Origin of the sequence: Pseudomonas sp. PDM26, from assembly GCF_019219185.1 — a bacterium.
Lineage (GTDB): Bacteria > Pseudomonadota > Gammaproteobacteria > Pseudomonadales > Pseudomonadaceae > Aquipseudomonas.
In genome coordinates, this window is record NZ_JAHUWC010000003.1 from 455,113 (window position 1) to 471,208 (window position 16,096).

Sequence of the window (16,096 nt, forward strand, 5' to 3'; positions counted from 1 at the left end):
GCGCTTTCAAGATTCTCTATTTGCAGTGCATGCCCGCCCAGCTCCATCTGAACTTTCACTATAGACATCTCCAACCGCACGAAGCGGTGGATCAAGGGCATTTCAATTATCACAGTATGTTAATATTATGCACATGCATCCACTGAGGAGCTAGCCATGATTGCGATAGGTGAGGCATGGAAGGCGGGGTTGTTGAGGCGAGAGCATTGGCTGCGCAATGTGGTGTCTGGCGTGATCGTCGGGGTCGTGGCGCTCCCCCTTGCAATGGCGTTTGCCATTGCATCCGGGGTCAAACCTGAGCAAGGCGTCTACACCGCAATCATCGGTGGCCTGCTGGTTTCACTCTTTGGCGGAAGCCGCCTGCAGATTGCCGGGCCGACAGGTGCGTTCATCGTGATTTTGGCGGGGGTCACCGCCAAGCACGGTGTTGACGGTTTGCAAATCGCCACGATGATGGCGGGGGCCATGCTGTTATTGCTGGGGATGGCCCGCCTCGGTGCAATCATCAAGTTTATCCCTGACCCGGTGATAGTCGGATTCACTGCGGGCATCGGCGTGATCATCTGGGTCGGACAGTGGAAAGACTTTTTCGGTTTACCGAAGATCAGTGGAGAGCATTTCCATGAAAAGCTCTGGCATTTGCTCCAGGCGCTCCCGGATCTTCACATGGCCACAAGCCTGCTGGCGGTACTTAGTCTTTTCCTGGTCATCACCGCGTCCAAAGTCCCCGGACTCAAACGGCTACCTGGCCCATTAGTCGCAATGGCGGTCGCTACAGCGATACAGTCAACCTTTCATTTCGAGGGGGTAGCCACGATCGGCAGCGCATTTGGGGGAATACCTCAAGGCCTTCCAGCGTTTAGCCTGCCTGAAATCACGTTGTCTCGCGTCATCGACTTGATTGGTCCGGCGTTCACTATTGCCATGCTTGGAGCAATCGAATCACTGCTGTCCGCAATGGTGGCCGATGGCATGGCAGGCACCAAGCACGACTCCAATCAGGAACTGATCGGTCAGGGAGTGGCTAATCTGGTCACGCCATTGTTTGGCGGTTTCGCAGCGACCGGAGCCATTGCCCGTACTGCAACCAATATCCGTAACGGCGGCACGAGCCCGCTGGCCGGCATTACGCACGCGGTCACGTTGGTGCTTATTATTCTGTTTCTGGCACCTCTGGCCTCAAACATTCCACTGTGCTCCCTGGCCGCCATTCTTTTCGTGGTCGCGTACAACATGAGCGAGTTGAAGCACTTCAAGCGCATGGTCCAACGGGCTCCACGCGCAGACGTCGCTATCCTGCTCATCACCTTCAGCCTCACCGTGTTCAGCGACCTGGTGATCGCCGTGAATATCGGCGTCATTCTTGCGATGCTGCACTTCCTGCGCCGCATGGCCTCATCTGTGGAGGTGCAACAGGTCGTCGAGCACGAGCTTGAAGAAGAGCTGAGGACCAATGGGCACACTCGTCTGCCGCCAGGGACATTGATTTATACGATTGAAGGGCCATTGTTCTTTGGCGCGGCAGAGACCTTCGAGCGTGTCTTGGCACAGACCCATACCGATCCACGCCTGCTGATCATTCGCTTGAAGCGTGTACCGTTCATGGATATCACTGGCTTGCAGGTGCTGGAGGAGGTCATTCAGCAACTGCACAATCGCAACATCGTGGTGAAACTCTGTGAAGCGAACGCGAAGGTGCTCCACAAGCTCGATAGGGTGGGTATCTTGCAGGAAATCGGCACGGAGCATTACCACGCCGACTTCAACACCGCGCTGGCTAACGCGGTCAGTATTGCAGAGGGTCCGTCGACCCTCTAAAGGCTTACCGCCCGTGTCAGGTCATGACTTGGTGCTGGCGGCATGCTTGCTCTTGGTCGAATAGCTGGCACCGTGGGTGTCCAGGTAGTCACGAATCAGTTGGCGGACAACCTGTGAAGACGTCAGGTCTTGTGCCGCACAGAGTTCCTCGAAAGCTTTTTTCTTGACGGGATCAATGAGCACAGTGAGGCGCGCAGTCTTGCTTTCCATGGGGGTATTCAATCGCTCAAGTCGCTAGATGTTAATCAAATTGTAATTGTCTTGTCCGGTGCTGTCACTGTACTGCTCGTTACTTGGACTTTACCCACAAGAAAAGATTTGGCTCCCATGGTGTCTGCGTTTTTACACAGCCTGGGCCGATTGCTGCCGTTGGCGAACAACAGACCTCCAGCGAATGCTCATCCAAAGTTCTCAGCAGGCCTGCGCCTGGTCCGCTCTCCCGTGAATGCGGGAGGGCGGACCAGGCGCAGGCCCGATACCAACTGGCGATCAATAATCCCAGAAGGCCGCAATCCAGCGGAAAGCGGCACCGTCGACGGCCACTCGGCCGACCGATGGGAAGGGCAGGTGAGTGGCGACGAACAACTCGCCGCTCGCCGCCGCCTCCTGTAGCAGGCGGACTCGAACGCGAACCGATTCCTCGGGATCGTGCTCGAAGCCGTTGTGCCAGTCGGGATGGTCGAAGGCCACCGGGAACAGGGCGTCACCGGCGAAGGTCAGGCGCTCGCCGCCGGAGGTAACGTAGACCACGCAGTGCCCGGGAGTGTGACCGCCGGTGAGTTTGGCGACTACGCCCGGTGCCACTTCATGCTCATCCTCGAAGATGTGCAGCTTGCTGTGGTACTGCTCCATGAACTGATTGGCGGTTCTGCGCAGGACGTCCGGCACCGGTTGCGGCATCGAGGTGTGGGAGAAATCGGGGGTTGTCCAGAAGTCGACTTCGGTGGCTGTGACGTGGATGCGCACGTCGGGACGCAGGCGGTTCTTCACCTCATCGACGAGCAGCCCGCCGATATGGTCCATGTGCATGTGGGTGATCACCACGTCAGTGATGGACGCGAGGTCGATACCGGCGGCTTCCAGTCGCTTGGGGAACTGCCCGGCTCGCGGAAAACCGGGGAACTGGCCGCCCAGCCCGGCGTCGACCAGAATGGTCTGCTCGCCGCTGCGTACCACCAGCACGTTCAGTGCCCAGTCGAACATGTCCGGCCCGAGGTACATGTCCTTGAACCAGGCCGCGCGGGCAGCCGGGTCGGCGTTGGTGGACATTGTTTCGGTCGGCAGCGGCAGCACTCCATCGCTGACCACCAGTACGTCAATCTCGCCGAGCCGCAGTGCGTAGCGCGAAGAAACCAGTTCCTCGGCATCCGCTTGCAGGTGGGGGAAGGATTTCATAGGCATGGTCATGGTCATTCTCCTATTGCTTGGGTCGAATACATCAGGCGAATGTCGCTCTCGCGACGGCAGAAACGGCGCGAAGCGGTCAGGCCACCGGGATCAGGGGGTCGGCTGCGGCCAGGGCGGTGCGCCGGTCGGCGGCCGGGGGGTAGATCCACAGGGTGTTGATCTGCGTCTTGAGTTCCTTGGCTTCCTCCTTCACCAGTTTCAGCTGACGATCCCAGCCTTCGGTGTACACCGCGCCCCAGGCACCCAGGTCCAGGCAGGTCACGTACTTGGGCTGGCGGTAGAGAGTCGCAGGTACGCCCAGCAGGTCGGCAGCAGCGTTGTTGCCGGCGTGGCGACCCAGGCTGATCGCGTGCTGGCAGGACATCGCGGCGAAATTGCCGATATCGTCGGTGGCCGCGTAGGCCACATCGCCTGCGGCGAACACATTGTCCTGGCCACGGACCTTCAGGTTGCCGTCAACGTGCAGACGGCCCTGGCCATCGCGCTCGCCAGTGAGCTGTTCGGTGAGGGGACTGGCGCGGAAACCGACGGTCCAGATCACCGTGTGGCTCTCGATGTGTCGGCCGTCGGCGAGGGTTACGCCGTTGGCGTCTACCGAAGCAACCGTTGCACCGGTGATCCACTCGATGCCCAGCTCCTCGGAGGCCTCGACGATGGAAGGACGAATGCCGTCGCCCATAGCGGCTGCAATGCGCTCACCGCGGTCGACGATAATCACTCGTACGTCCTGATCCGCACCCAGCACGGCGCGCAGGCGGGCTGGCATTTCGGTGGCGGTCTCTATGCCGGTGAAGCCGCCACCGGCGACCACTACCGTGTTGCGGGCGCGGCTCGCAGGTTGGTTGCCGAGCGACATCAGATGACGCTCCAGGCGTGCGGCGGACTCGATCTGGTCGACGTTGAAGGCGTGCTCGTTCAGGCCCGGCACCGGGGGGCGTGACAATTGGCTGCCGGAGGCCAGCACCAGCCTGTCGTAGGTCAGTTCGGCAGGACGGCCGGCCTCGTCACGATAGCCGACGTGGCCGGCTTGCTCGTCGATGCGTTCAGCGGTGCCTTTGACGAAGCGCACGTTCACCGCGTCGAGCAGGGCATCCAGCGGGGCGAACATGCTGTGCACATCGGGCTCGTAGAAGCGCGGGCGAATGCGCAGTTCGGCTTGCGGTGCCAGCAGAGTGATCTCCACATCCTGGCGGTCATGCATGTCCAGCAGGCGGGCAGCGCTCAAGGCACTCCACAGACCGCCGAACCCCGCGCCAATAACCAGAAGTTGCTGTTTCATGATGTGCTCCTGACTCGAATGAATGAAACTTGAAGGAGTGGCTTCAAGCTCGGCGTGACAATGAATGGCCGCCACGAAATACAAGCGGTGTTGTTCTGTTTCCAGTTGTCCGCTGTGGATTCATGCTATGGGAGCGAACGTCGAGGTGCACTTCTCCATCGGTGTGCGAGAACTATGCATCCGTTGAAGAAAGTTATACGAAGGTATCGGTCAGGAACTTGGCCGGGGAATTCAGTGCACTTGTTGCAGGGCGGCTTCGACACAATCCAGTAACTGTTCGGCCGCGAACGGCTTGGGCAGGCAAGCGATCACCCCGGGCATGCTCGACGTGATGCGCGGCTTCTCGCCCGGGTAGGCGGTGATGAAGATCACCGGGATGTGCAGGCCACGGGTGCGCAATGCCTCGTAGAGCTCCACGCCACACATGCCGGGCATCTGGATATCGGAGATCAGACAGTGGGCTTGTGCCGGACCGTCGGAGTCGAGGAACTCGCGGCCCCCGTCATAGGTGCGCGCCTGGTAGCCGGAGGCGCGTAGAAGGCCTTCCAGGGCGGTGCGAAGGGATTCGTCGTCATCGACAACTGCAATGACGGCCCTATTGCGGATTTCAGTCTGTTGGATCATTTGGGGCACTCGTGGCGGCGCCTGCCGTACTTGCAAGATACGCTGTCGCCCGAGTCGGAGAAGTATACCTAGGTATAAGTGAACAAAACCTAAGTGTAGAAATTCTGACTGGAAGTCTGCTGCTCATGATATTTGCTGCGGAAAGTTCGAGAGGAAAATACGCAAGTATAAGTTCGCGCGCCCGAGGGATGCTTTCATTGACCCCATGAACTAAAGACTCGCCCGCTTTGCCTGAATACGCTGGAAATACATCGCAGACCCCGACTGTTTATTCGGTTGCGACGAGGCGTTGTTCGAATCCGACTTTACCAGGTGGGTGGGAAAAATGAACAGAAACGATCTACGGCATGCCGACATCAATCTGTTGGTTGTCTTCGAAACCATGATGCGTGAACGCAACGTCACCCGGGCGGGCGAACGCCTGTTCTTGTGTCAGGCCACCGTCAGCAGCGCGCTTGGGCGGCTTCGGTCCATGTTCAATGATCCGCTGTTCATCCGCACCGGGCGGGTGATGGAGCCCACGGCCCGAGCGGAGGAAATCCACGCGCGACTGGCGCCTGCGCTCGAAGGTATTGCCCTTGCCCTGAGTTGCAGCCAGGCGTTCGATCCGCGCACCAGCGAAGCATCCTTCCATGTCGGGCTCTCCGACGATGTCGAGTACGCGCTGCTGCCAAGGTTGATGAAGCACCTGCGCATTGAGGCGCCCAACGTCACGCTGGTGGTGCATCGGGTGGATCAGTGGCAGCTGCCGCAGTTGCTGGTCAGCGGTGACATTTCCGTGGGCATCAGTCTGGCCCGGGATCTGCCGGCGAATTCCCGTTGCCGCAGTTTGCGACCCATGCAGTCGATGTTGCTGCGTGCCGACGCAGCGGCCGGACCGGTAACTCTGGACGAATTCTGCGAGCGCCCGCATGTGGTGGTCTCCACGCAGGGCAATGTGAGCGACAATGTCGACCGCATCCTGGCTCGCCATGGTCGCCGGCGCCGTGTGGTTCTGGCGGTCCCCCAATTCAGCGCTTTGCCAGCGTTGCTGGACAGCAGCGACATGCTAGCCATCGTGCCTGACTACGTCGCCCAGGAGATGGTCCGCCTGGAAGGGCTGCGTGCCGATTACGCGCCGCTGCCCCTGTCGAGCCCGGATCTGTCCATGGCCTGGCGTGGCACCAGCCATGCGGACCCGCGCGAGCGCTGGCTGCGCTCCTGCTTCGCACGCTACCTGGCGCAGCAGCCGGAACGCCCGGTGGTGCTGGCCGTGGCCTGAGGATGGGGCTTCAGCCTTCACGGGTAAAGCGGCTGCGGTAGTCGCGCGGCGAAATCGACAGGTGACGCTGGAAGGTGGTGCGCAGCCTTTCCTCGTCGGCGAATCCGCAGGCGCGGGCGATCTGCTCGATGTTGCGCGGCGAGGTCTCCAGCAGACGCTTCGCCGCCTCCAGGCGCAACAGTTCGATGGCCTTGGCGGGCGTGCGCCCGGTGTGCAGCTTGTAGACTCGGGAGAAGTTGCGCAGGCTCATCTTCGCCTGTTCCGCCAGGCGCTCCACGGTCAGCTCCGGGTCGCTCAGGTTCTCGGCCAGCCACACGTGCAAATCGTCGAATACCGAACTGTCCTGCGCTTGCATCTGCAACAGCGTGCTGTATTGCGCCTGTCCACCCGGACGCTTGAGGTATACCACCAGCTCGCGGGCCGCCTGCATGCTGACCTCGCGGCCGCAGTCCGCCTCCACCAAGGCCAGTGCCAGATCGATGCCGGCGGTCACGCCCGCCGAGGTCCACACCGCGCCCTGCTGGATGAAGATCGCGTCGGCGTCCACCTCCAGGGCGGGGAAGCTCTGTCGCAGCGCGTCGCACATGGCCCAATGGGTGGCGGCGCGGCAGCCGTCGAGCAGGCCGGCCTTGGCCAGCAGAAAGGCGCCGCTGCAAACCGAGGCCACGCGGCGTGCGGTGGGCGCTTCGCGATGTAGCCACGCCACCAGCCCGACGTGGCTGTCCAGGGTTTGGCAGATATCGGGAGCACCGGGAACGACGAGGGTATCGATTGCTGCGAGATCGAGCTCGCCAAGCGTACAGGTGTCCACCGCCAGACCCTCGACGGTGCTCACCAGGCCGCCATCGAGACTCGCCGTGCGCAACCGGTAGCCGGGCAACCCGCGCTGGGAGAGCGCCTTGCTGGCCGCCCAGAACACCGTCTGTGCGCCACTGAGATCGAGCAGGCCCATCTTCGGGTAGGCGACGAACACCACCTCGCGCTGGCCCGGCCAGGGCTGGTGGTGTGTCGAGTGGTGCATGGTGGGGGAGTTCGTCATTAAATCCTGCCTGTTCGAACGGTGGCTGAAATAGGGTCCGCACGGGGAGTTTTCAAGCGCGCAAGCTGGCCGTTTTTCAGGGTGTTCTGGCCTAACGGCGGCTCGCGTCGGCGTGCTAGTTTTGTTCGCAGCGCAAACCTTTGCGCCACCGCGCGCGTGCTGACGCCGACTCCCGAAACGCCGGCCAGATTGAGGATGACCGTTTGGCTGGCGCATTGTCGCGGGTGTCATCATGGACTATCTTTTTTGACCTGCACACCGCGCATGATGCGGTCCCGCTAAGGAGGCAAGATGACTTCGTGGTCGTATTCCAACCCGCCGCAAAGCCCGCGGGCTCCCAAGGAGCCGGTGGTCTATGTGGTCGATGACGATGAGTCCATGCGTCTTGCGCTCGATGGGTTGCTGCGCTCGATCGGCCTGCAGGTTCAGACCTTCGAATCCTCCCGGGACTTCCTCACTTTTGCCAAGCGCGACGTGCCCGGTTGCCTGATCCTCGATGTGCGCCTGCGCGGCGAAAGCGGCCTGGCATTCCAGGAACAGATGGAGAAGAGCGGCGTTCGCATTCCCATAGTGTTCATGACGGGCCATGGCGATATCGCAATGACGGTCAAGGCCATGAAGGCCGGCGCGGTGGACTTCCTGGCCAAACCGTTCCGTGATCAGGACATGCTTGACGCCGTCGCCAGTGCCCTGGCGCGTGACAGCGAACGCCTGCTTGCCGAGCAGTCAGGCGCGGCCCTGCGCACCGCCTTCGAGGCGCTGACCCAAAGAGAGCGCGAGGTCATGCGCTTCGTGGTGGCGGGGTTGATGAACAAGCAGATCGCAGCGGAGCTCAACCTGAGCGAAGTGACCGTGAAGGTCCACCGCGGCCAGGTGATGAAGAAGCTGGGCGCGCGTTCGGTTGCCAACCTCGTGCGCATGGCCGAGACGCTGGGCGTCGAACCTTCGCGCCGGGCAACCTGAGCGGGTCGCGCGGCCAATTGCCAAACACGCCGCAGGCCACAATTGCGAGCGGCAGCAGAAACCTCATAGACGGTGCCGTGCCGATGGCGAGCAGACAGCAGATCTTGTGGGACGATGGCGAGCGGGTGTTCTCCCGCGTTCGACGCTTGGGGCAGAGCGATGGCAGTGAGTTGCTGGTGCAGCCGTCCGCTGAACAACCGCTACCCGCGACCCTCGACCGACTGTCTCACGAATACAGCCTCAGGGATGACCTGGATAGCGCCTGGGCCCTGCGGCCACAGGCGCTGACGCGCGAAAGCGGTCAGACGCGCCTGTTGCTCGACGACCCTGGCGGCGAACCGCTGTCGCACCTGTTGCAGGCCCCTCTGGAGGTAGAGCCCTGTCTGCTCCTGGCCATCAGCATCGCCGAGGCGCTGCGCCAGTTGCACCAGCGTGGTCTGGTGCACAAGGATCTCAAGCCCAATCACATCCTGGTCAATTGCCGCGACGGCCAGACACGGCTGACCGGTTTCGGCCTGACTTCCCGGTTGCCACGCGAACGACAGGCGCCCGAGCCGCCGGAGACTATCGCCGGCACCCTGGCGTACATGGCGCCCGAGCAGACCGGACGGATGAATCGCTCCATCGACTCGCGCAGCGATCTCTATGCCTTCGGCATCACCCTCTACCAGATGCTCACCGGCGTCCTGCCGTTCAGCGCCAACGACCCGATGGAGTGGGTGCACTGCCACATCGCGCGCAAGCCTCTGCCACCCTGCGAGCGGGTGTCCGGTGTGCCGGTCATGCTTTCGCAAGTCGTCATGAAACTGTTGGCCAAGACTGCCGAAGAGCGTTACCAGAGTGCCGCCGGGGTCGAACATGACCTTCGCCGGTGCGTGGTCGACTGGCAGCGCGACGGGCGCATCGAAGCCTTTTCGCTGGACGAGCAGGGCACTCCTGACAGGTTGCTGGTTCCCGAGAAACTCTACGGTCGCGAGCGCGAGGTGCAGACCCTGGTCGAGGCCTTCTCGCGCATCGTCAATAGCAGCGCCCCGGAGCTGGTGCTGGTGTCTGGGTACTCCGGAATCGGCAAGTCCTCGGTGGTCAACGAACTGCACAAGATACTGGTGCCGCCACGCGGGCTGTTCGCGTCCGGCAAGTTTGACCAGTACAAGCGCGACATCCCCTACTCGACGCTGGTACAGGCCTTCCAGAGCCTGGTCCGCACGCTGCTGGGCAAGAGCGACGAGGTGCTGGCTGACTGGCGCAGTGCATTGCTGGAGGCGCTGGACCCCAACGCCCGGCTGATGACCGACCTGATTCCGGAACTGAAGCTGATCATCGGCGAACCGGCGCCGGTGCAGGAGCTGGAGCCGCAACAGGCGCAGCGGCGTTTCCTGCTGGTGTTTCGCCGATTCATCGGCGTCTTCGCCCGCGCGGATCACCCCCTGGCGCTGTTCCTCGATGACCTGCAATGGTTGGATGCGGCGACCCTCGACCTGCTCGAAGACCTGCTGACCCATTCGGAACTGCGCCACCTGATGCTGGTGGGCGCGTACCGAGACAACGAGGTGGATGCCAGCCATCCGCTGACCCGCAAGCTCCAGTCCATTCGCCATGCCGGCGTGCGCGTCGATGAGATCAAGTTGGTACCGCTGGCCAGGGCGCACATTGAACAGCTGATCGCCGAGGCGCTGCATTGTCCTCTACCTGGCATCGTGACCCTGGCCCGGCTGGTGCAGGACAAGACCGCCGGCAACCCGTTCTTCGTCATCCAGTTTCTTCAGGCCCTGGCCGAGGAAGCGCTGCTGAGCTACGACCATACGGTGCGCCGGTGGCGCTGGGAGCCGGAGCGTATCCACGCCAAGGGGTACACCGACAACGTCGTCGATCTCATGGTCGGCAAGCTCGCGCGCCTGCCAGCGCAGACCCGGCAGGCGCTTGAGCAACTGGCGTGTCTGGGCAACGTGGCGCAGATCGACACCCTGGCTACTGTGCTGGACCTGACGCCGGTTCGGGTCCATGCGGTGCTGTGGGCGGCGGTGCGCCAGGAGTTGGTCGAGCGACTGGAGGGCGCCTGTGCGTTCGCCCATGATCGCATCCATGAAGCCGCCTATTCGCTGATCGCCGAAACTTCCCGTGCCGAGGCGCACTTGCGGATCGGCCGGATCCTGGCTGCGCAGACGCCAACGGAGCGGCGCGAGGAAGCCATCTTCGAGATTGTCGGCCAGCTCAACCGTGGCGCCGGTCTGATCAACGCGCGCGGTGAGCGAGAGCAGTTGGCCGAGTTCAACCTGCTGGCCGGCCAGCGCGCGAAGGCTTCCACTGCCTATGCCTCAGCGCTGGCTTACCTGAGAGCCGGCGCGGAGTTGCTCGACGAGGATTGCTGGGAGCGCCGCCACGAACTGCGCTTCGCCCTGGAACTCAATCGCGCGGAGTGCGAATTCCTTACCGGTCAACTGGCGCTGGCCGACGAGCGCCTCACCGCGTTGGCGGAGCGCGCCACGACCACGGTGCATCGCGCGGCGGTGGCCTGTCTGCAAATGGACGTCTGCCTGCTGCTCGATCGCAGTGACCGCGCGGTAGGTGTGTGCCTGGCATATTTGCGCCAGGTCGGTATCGGTTGGTCATCCCACCCGGACGACGAGGAGGTGCGCCGCGAGTACGAGCAGATCTGGACTCAGCTGGGCGAACGCAGCATCGAGCAGCTCATCGATCTGCCGCTGATGGAAGACGCAGCCTCGCTGGTCACCCTCGACGCCTTGAGCAAGCTTTTCGCACCGGCATTGCAGACAGACGCCAACCTGGCCTGCCTGACCATATGCAAGGCGGTCAGCCTGAGTATGGAGCGCGGCAATTGCGACGCTTCCTGCGTGCTTTATGCCAACGTCGGGCGGGTGGCCGGTCGGCGCTTCGGCGACTATCAGGCGGGCTACCGATTCGGCCGTCTGGGCTGCGAATTGGTCGACCGGCGTGGCCTCAAACGCTTCGAGGCGAGCACCTACCTGTGTTTCTCGATGTTCGTTGCACGCTGGATGAGACCGGTGCGCGAGTGCCGGGAATTGCTGGATCGCGCCTTCGTCGCGGCCAACAGGGTCGGCGATCTGCCTTATGGCGCCTTTGCCGGTAATGGCCTCATCTCCGACCTCCTGTTCATCGGCGAACCGCTGCAGGAAGTACAGGGCGAAGCCGAGCACGGCCTGGCCTACGCGCAGAAGGTGCACTTCGGTCTGGTCATTGACTTCATCAGCACCCAGCTGGCGTTGATCCGCATGCTGCGGGGACAGACGCCGGTCTTTGGCTGCTTTGACGATGGCCGGTTCGATGAAGCGCGCTTCGAGGCGCACCTGAGCAGCACGTCGGACCTGGCACTGGCAGCGTGCAAGTACTGGGTGCGCAAACTGCAGGCACGTTACCTGGCCGGCGACTACGCGGTGGCGGCAGACTGCGCGGCGCAGGCCAAGGCGCTGATGTGGATCGTTTCGTCATTCTTCGAGGAAGCCGAGTATCACTTCTACGCGGCACTCACGTTGGCAGCCCGTTTTGATCCCGGCTCCACCGGGGAACCGGCTGCGCAACTGCAGGCTCTGGCCGGGCACCATGGCCTGCTGCAAGTCTGGGCGCAGCAGTGCGCGGAAACCTTCGCATGCCGGGTTGCACTGGTGGGCGCCGAAATCGCACGCGTCGAGGGTCGTCTGGTCGAGGCGCAAATGCTCTACGAGCAGTCCATTCAGTTGGCGCAGGATAGCGGCTTCGTCCATCTCGAAGCGCTGGCCAACGAGCTCGCGGCGCGCTTCTACGGTGCGCGAGGCCTCGGCAAGATCGCCCGGCTGTACCTGCAGGATGCTCGCTACGGCTACCTGCGCTGGGGCGCCGACGGCAAGGTCCGGCAGTTGGAGAGGCTCCACCGGCACCTGCGCAACGAAGATGTGGCACCCGGCCCGACCACCACCATCGCCACGGCGGTGGAGCACCTGGACCTGGCCACAGTGCTCAAGGTTTCCCAGGCAGCCTCGGGAGAGATCGTCCTCGAAAAATTGATCGACATGGTCATGCGCACGGCCATCGAGCAGGCCGGCGCGGAGCGTGGCTTGCTGATTCTCGCCGAGGCCGGCGAACTGCGCATCGCGGCGGAAGCCGACACCAGTAATGGCATCACACAGCTGCGCGACGGGCCGGTGAATGCGACCGCGCTGGCGGAGTCGGTGCTCTACCAGGTGCTGCGAACCGGGGAGAACCTGTGCCTGGAGGACGCCTCGGCCGATCCCGCGTTCGCTGCGGACCTCTACATCCACCAGCGCGGGGCGCGGTCGATCCTGTGCCTGCCGCTGATGAATCAGGCCAAGCTCACCGGCGCGCTCTACCTGGAGAACAACCTCACGGCCGGCGCGTTCAGCCCGGCGCGAATCGCCGTTCTGCGGCTGCTGGCGTCGCAGGCGGCAATCTCGCTGGAGAACGCGCGCCTGTACCGCGATGTGGCCGAACGCGAGGCGAAGATCCGCCGACTGGTGGACGCCAATATCATCGGCATCATCGTCTGGAGTGCCGATGGCGAGATCATCGAGGCCAACGATGCCTTCCTGCGTATGGTCGGCTACGAGCGCGACGACCTGGTTTCCGGGCGTGTACGCTGGCACGACATGACCCCGCCGCAGAGGCGCGCGGAAAGCGAAGAGGCCCTCGCCACGGCCGTGCGCACCGGTCGTGCGCAACCCTTCGAGAAGGAATACATCCGCAAGGACGGCAGCCGCCTGCCGGTGATCGTCGGCCTGGCTGCCTTCGAGGCCAGCTTGCAGGAAGGGGTCGCCTTCGTACTCGACCTGACCGAACGCAAGCAGGCCGAGGAGCAGGTCCGCAACGGCGAGCGGCGCTACCGCGAAGTGCAGGCGGAACTGGCCCATGCCAACCGTGTGGCCACCATGGGGCAACTGGCGGCCTCTATCGCCCACGAAGTGAACCAGCCGATCGCCGCCACCGTGACCAATGCCAACGCTGCCTTGCGCTGGCTGGGCGCGCAACCGCCGGAACTGGGTGAGGTGGGCCAGGTGCTGGGGCGCATCATCAAGGATGCCAATCGTGCGGCGGACGTGCTGGGGCGCATCCGCGAGCTGATCCGCAAGACACCGCCGCAGAAGCAGGCGGTGGACGTCAACGCGGCTGTGCGCGAGATGGTCGAGTTCACCCGCGGCGAAGCCGTCAAGCATGGCGCTGTGGTGCGCACACGACTCGCCGACGGCTTGCCGCAGGTGAATGCGGACCGGGTAGAGCTGCAGCAAGTGCTGCTCAACCTGATCATCAATGCATTCGAGGCCATGGGCGGCGTGCCCGATGGGGAGCGTCACCTGCTTATCAGCACCGAACACGAGCCGGACGGTATGCGGGTGACGGTCGGCGACAGCGGGCCAGGGTTCGTCGCGGAGAGTGCTGAGCAGGTCTTCGCGCCGTTCTACACCACCAAGGCCACCGGCCTGGGCATGGGCTTGTCGATCTGCCGCTCGATCATCGATACCCACGGCGGTCGCCTGTGGGCCAACGCGAACCTGCCGCGTGGTGCGCTGGTGCAATTCACGCTGCCGGCATATCTCGCAACGGACATCTGAATTCCAGCACGGCGCTTGACCTTGAGTGCCGATGTCTGTCGCCTGGAGGATATCGACGACCTGTGCCAGTGCATTGGCGAGCGATTCGGCGAAAAGGTCCAGAGCAACAGCCTCCGGACCTTTTAGCCTGCAACTGCACGGCGTTACGACGGCCGACCCATCATCCCTGGATGAACGCCAGCAGATCCGCATTGATAGTTTCGGCATGGGTGGTGCACATGCCATGGGGCAGGCCGGGGTAGGTTTTTAGCGTTCCGTGCTTGAGCAGCTTGATGGTCAGCCGCGCCGAGTCGTCGATGGGGACGATCTGATCGTCTTCACCATGCAGGACCAGGGTTGGCACCTCGATCATCTTCAGATCCTCGGTGAAGTCGGTTTCCGAAAAGGCCTTGATGCAGTCGTATTGCGCCTTGGCGCCGCCATTCATGCCCTGGCGCCACCAGTTGTCGATCACCGCCTCGGATACCTCGGCGCCCGGCCGGTTGAAACCGTAGAAGGGGCCGGCGGCCACGTCCCGGTAGAACTTCGCGCGGCTCGCCGCAAGCGCCTCGCGGAAGCCGTCGAACACTGTCAGTGGCAGGCCGCCCGGGTTCTTTTCCGTACGCAGCATGATAGGCGGTACGGCACCGATCAGCACCGCCTTGGCGACGCGACCACCGCCACCATGGCGCGCGACGTAGCGGGCTGCCTCGCCGCCACCGGTGGAGTGGCCGATGTGCACGGCGCCCTTGAGGTCCAGGTGGGCGGCCAGCTCCGCAAAGTCGGCGGCATAGGTGTCCATTTCATTGCCCACCGCGGACTGGCTGGAGCGCCCATGACCACGCCGGTCATGGGCGATCACGCGATAGCCCTTGCTGAGGAAGAACAGCATCTGGTTATCCCAGTCGTCGCCGGACAGCGGCCAGCCGTGATGGAACACGATGGGTTGGCCGGTGCCCCAGTCCTTGTAGAAAAGACGCGTGCCGTCCTTGAGCGTGAAGTATCCCGAGCTCTGATCCCGACGGCGTGAACCGCCACTCGCCGGCGCTTGGGCTTTGCTCGATTGACCCGCCAGGGCAGGCACGGCCACTGCCAGTGCGGCAGCCGCCACACCGGCGTTCATCAGGGCGCGGCGGGTGGTTCCTTTGGTTTCGTCGGTCATGGTGAATGCTCTCGTCTGGGTACCGCTCTTGCGGCGAATGAGGGGCGGTACGACCGGTCTCGCGAAGTGCGCAAGGCTTTTCGCAATGAGGCCGAAGTACCGGTCCGCAAACCCTATTCCCAGGCAATAGCCCGCACCATCGTCCATGGGTATCGCGCAACCATACTTAGGTTTCACGGATGGCTTGGAAGGTTGCACCATGGGATTGCTGTCGAGACCATCTCCCCAGCTGCGGGGAGCAAGGCAGGGCCCGGAAACCCGCTGGAGCATCTGCTTGTTTCGCTCATTTTTGCGCCCATTGCCGTATCCGATAGCGATAGAAAAAGCTGACTGACACGCCGTCCTTACGCAGGGAGATTCGACCGGCCAGATTGCCATCCTCCCGGAGGATGCGGCCGGCATCGTTGGTGGTCAGCGGCTTGAGTTCTTTGAGGGGGATTTTGGCCATGAAATGGACTCCCCCTCCAATCTCGCAGCTACCTCCACAAAAGGAAGCTGCTTTTCGGTCACTTGCCTATCGGTGTGTTCTTTTCACTACGCAGTTCAACGCTCGGTACGCTGGTAATAGCGCCAGAACAGTAATGCATAGACGATGTCACCCGATGCCGCCACCGGCAATGGCCACGGGATGCTGCCCGCCAGCCAGTGGCCATAAACCACCACAACGAACAGTACTTTCAGGATTACCCCGAGCAGGATATAGGGACGATACTGCAGCGGATCGCGGGCGATCATCCAATAGGCCCAGCCGAATACGATAACCAGGCACGTGGTGAGTTGAATGAAGAGGGTTGAGGTGGGGGTAATTTGCAGCCCCAACAGTGCAGCTACCGGTATCAGGGCTACGAGTAATGGAAGGCCCGCGAGTACGTTGAAACAAGCGGCAGAAATAAAAAGCTTGCGGGTATAACTGTCGGTCATGGGGTTGTTCCTGAGAGGTGGTGACGTCTCGCATCACGCAGAGACATCCTGTAGCTCTTGGGTC

Annotated in this window: 12 protein-coding genes; 4 read left to right on the forward strand and 8 right to left on the reverse strand. The window is 62.6% G+C overall.

The window, feature by feature from the left end; genetic code table 11:
• Nucleotides 1-156 precede the first annotated feature (156 nt).
• Complete coding sequence (locus KW849_RS09170; RefSeq protein WP_218429077.1) at nt 157-1,818, forward strand: SulP family inorganic anion transporter; 1,662 nt, start codon at nt 157-159, stop codon at nt 1,816-1,818.
• A 21-nt stretch (nt 1,819-1,839) separates the two neighbouring features.
• Here the strand turns inward: KW849_RS09170 and KW849_RS09175 are convergent, their stop codons facing one another.
• From KW849_RS09175 to KW849_RS09190, 4 genes are all read right to left on the reverse strand, one after another.
• Nucleotides 1,840-2,028 (reverse strand): ribbon-helix-helix protein, CopG family, encoded by a 189-nt coding sequence (locus KW849_RS09175; RefSeq protein ID WP_095077032.1) that lies wholly within the window; start codon nt 2,026-2,028, stop codon nt 1,840-1,842.
• A gap of 279 nt (nt 2,029-2,307) precedes the next feature.
• On the reverse strand, nt 2,308-3,225 hold the full coding sequence (locus tag KW849_RS09180) for an MBL fold metallo-hydrolase (protein WP_218429078.1): 918 nt from the start codon (nt 3,223-3,225) through the stop codon (nt 2,308-2,310).
• A gap of 76 nt (nt 3,226-3,301) precedes the next feature.
• Nucleotides 3,302-4,504, reverse strand: a complete 1,203-nt coding sequence (locus KW849_RS09185; RefSeq protein ID WP_218429079.1) for an NAD(P)/FAD-dependent oxidoreductase — start codon at nt 4,502-4,504, stop codon at nt 3,302-3,304.
• Nucleotides 4,505-4,735: 231 nt separating this feature from the next.
• The gene (locus tag KW849_RS09190; RefSeq protein WP_218429080.1) at nt 4,736-5,128 is read right to left on the reverse strand and encodes a response regulator transcription factor; all 393 of its coding nucleotides are present in this window, start codon (nt 5,126-5,128) and stop codon (nt 4,736-4,738) included.
• Nucleotides 5,129-5,453: 325 nt separating this feature from the next.
• On the opposite strand from KW849_RS09190, the gene KW849_RS09195 reads away from it, so the two are divergent.
• Nucleotides 5,454-6,389: a LysR substrate-binding domain-containing protein gene (locus KW849_RS09195; protein WP_218429081.1), complete on the forward strand. Its 936-nt coding sequence runs from the start codon at nt 5,454-5,456 to the stop codon at nt 6,387-6,389.
• Nucleotides 6,390-6,399: 10 nt separating this feature from the next.
• Here KW849_RS09195 and KW849_RS09200 read toward each other — a convergent pair whose 3' ends face one another.
• Nucleotides 6,400-7,428 (reverse strand): GlxA family transcriptional regulator, encoded by a 1,029-nt coding sequence (locus tag KW849_RS09200; RefSeq protein WP_371319124.1) that lies wholly within the window; start codon nt 7,426-7,428, stop codon nt 6,400-6,402.
• Nucleotides 7,429-7,719: 291 nt separating this feature from the next.
• Here KW849_RS09200 and KW849_RS09205 point away from each other — a divergent pair, with 291 nt between their 5' ends.
• Together KW849_RS09205 and KW849_RS09210 are read left to right on the forward strand one after the other, a co-directional pair.
• Nucleotides 7,720-8,391, forward strand: coding sequence for a response regulator transcription factor (locus tag KW849_RS09205; protein WP_218429082.1), 672 nt, complete (start codon nt 7,720-7,722; stop codon nt 8,389-8,391).
• A gap of 83 nt (nt 8,392-8,474) precedes the next feature.
• On the forward strand, nt 8,475-13,970 hold the full coding sequence (locus KW849_RS09210; protein ID WP_218429083.1) for an ATP-binding sensor histidine kinase: 5,496 nt from the start codon (nt 8,475-8,477) through the stop codon (nt 13,968-13,970).
• A gap of 160 nt (nt 13,971-14,130) precedes the next feature.
• Here KW849_RS09210 and KW849_RS09215 read toward each other — a convergent pair whose 3' ends face one another.
• The 3 genes from KW849_RS09215 to KW849_RS09225 form a co-directional block, all read right to left on the reverse strand.
• Nucleotides 14,131-15,111 carry an alpha/beta fold hydrolase gene (locus tag KW849_RS09215; protein WP_218429084.1) on the reverse strand — a complete coding sequence of 327 codons (981 nt, stop codon included), beginning with the start codon at nt 15,109-15,111 and terminating at the stop codon, nt 14,131-14,133.
• A 283-nt stretch (nt 15,112-15,394) separates the two neighbouring features.
• Nucleotides 15,395-15,559: a hypothetical protein gene (locus tag KW849_RS09220; protein WP_218429158.1), complete on the reverse strand. Its 165-nt coding sequence runs from the start codon at nt 15,557-15,559 to the stop codon at nt 15,395-15,397.
• Nucleotides 15,560-15,654: 95 nt separating this feature from the next.
• Nucleotides 15,655-16,032, reverse strand: coding sequence for a hypothetical protein (locus tag KW849_RS09225; protein ID WP_218429085.1), 378 nt, complete (start codon nt 16,030-16,032; stop codon nt 15,655-15,657).
• Between the last annotated feature and the right edge of the window lie 64 nt (nt 16,033-16,096).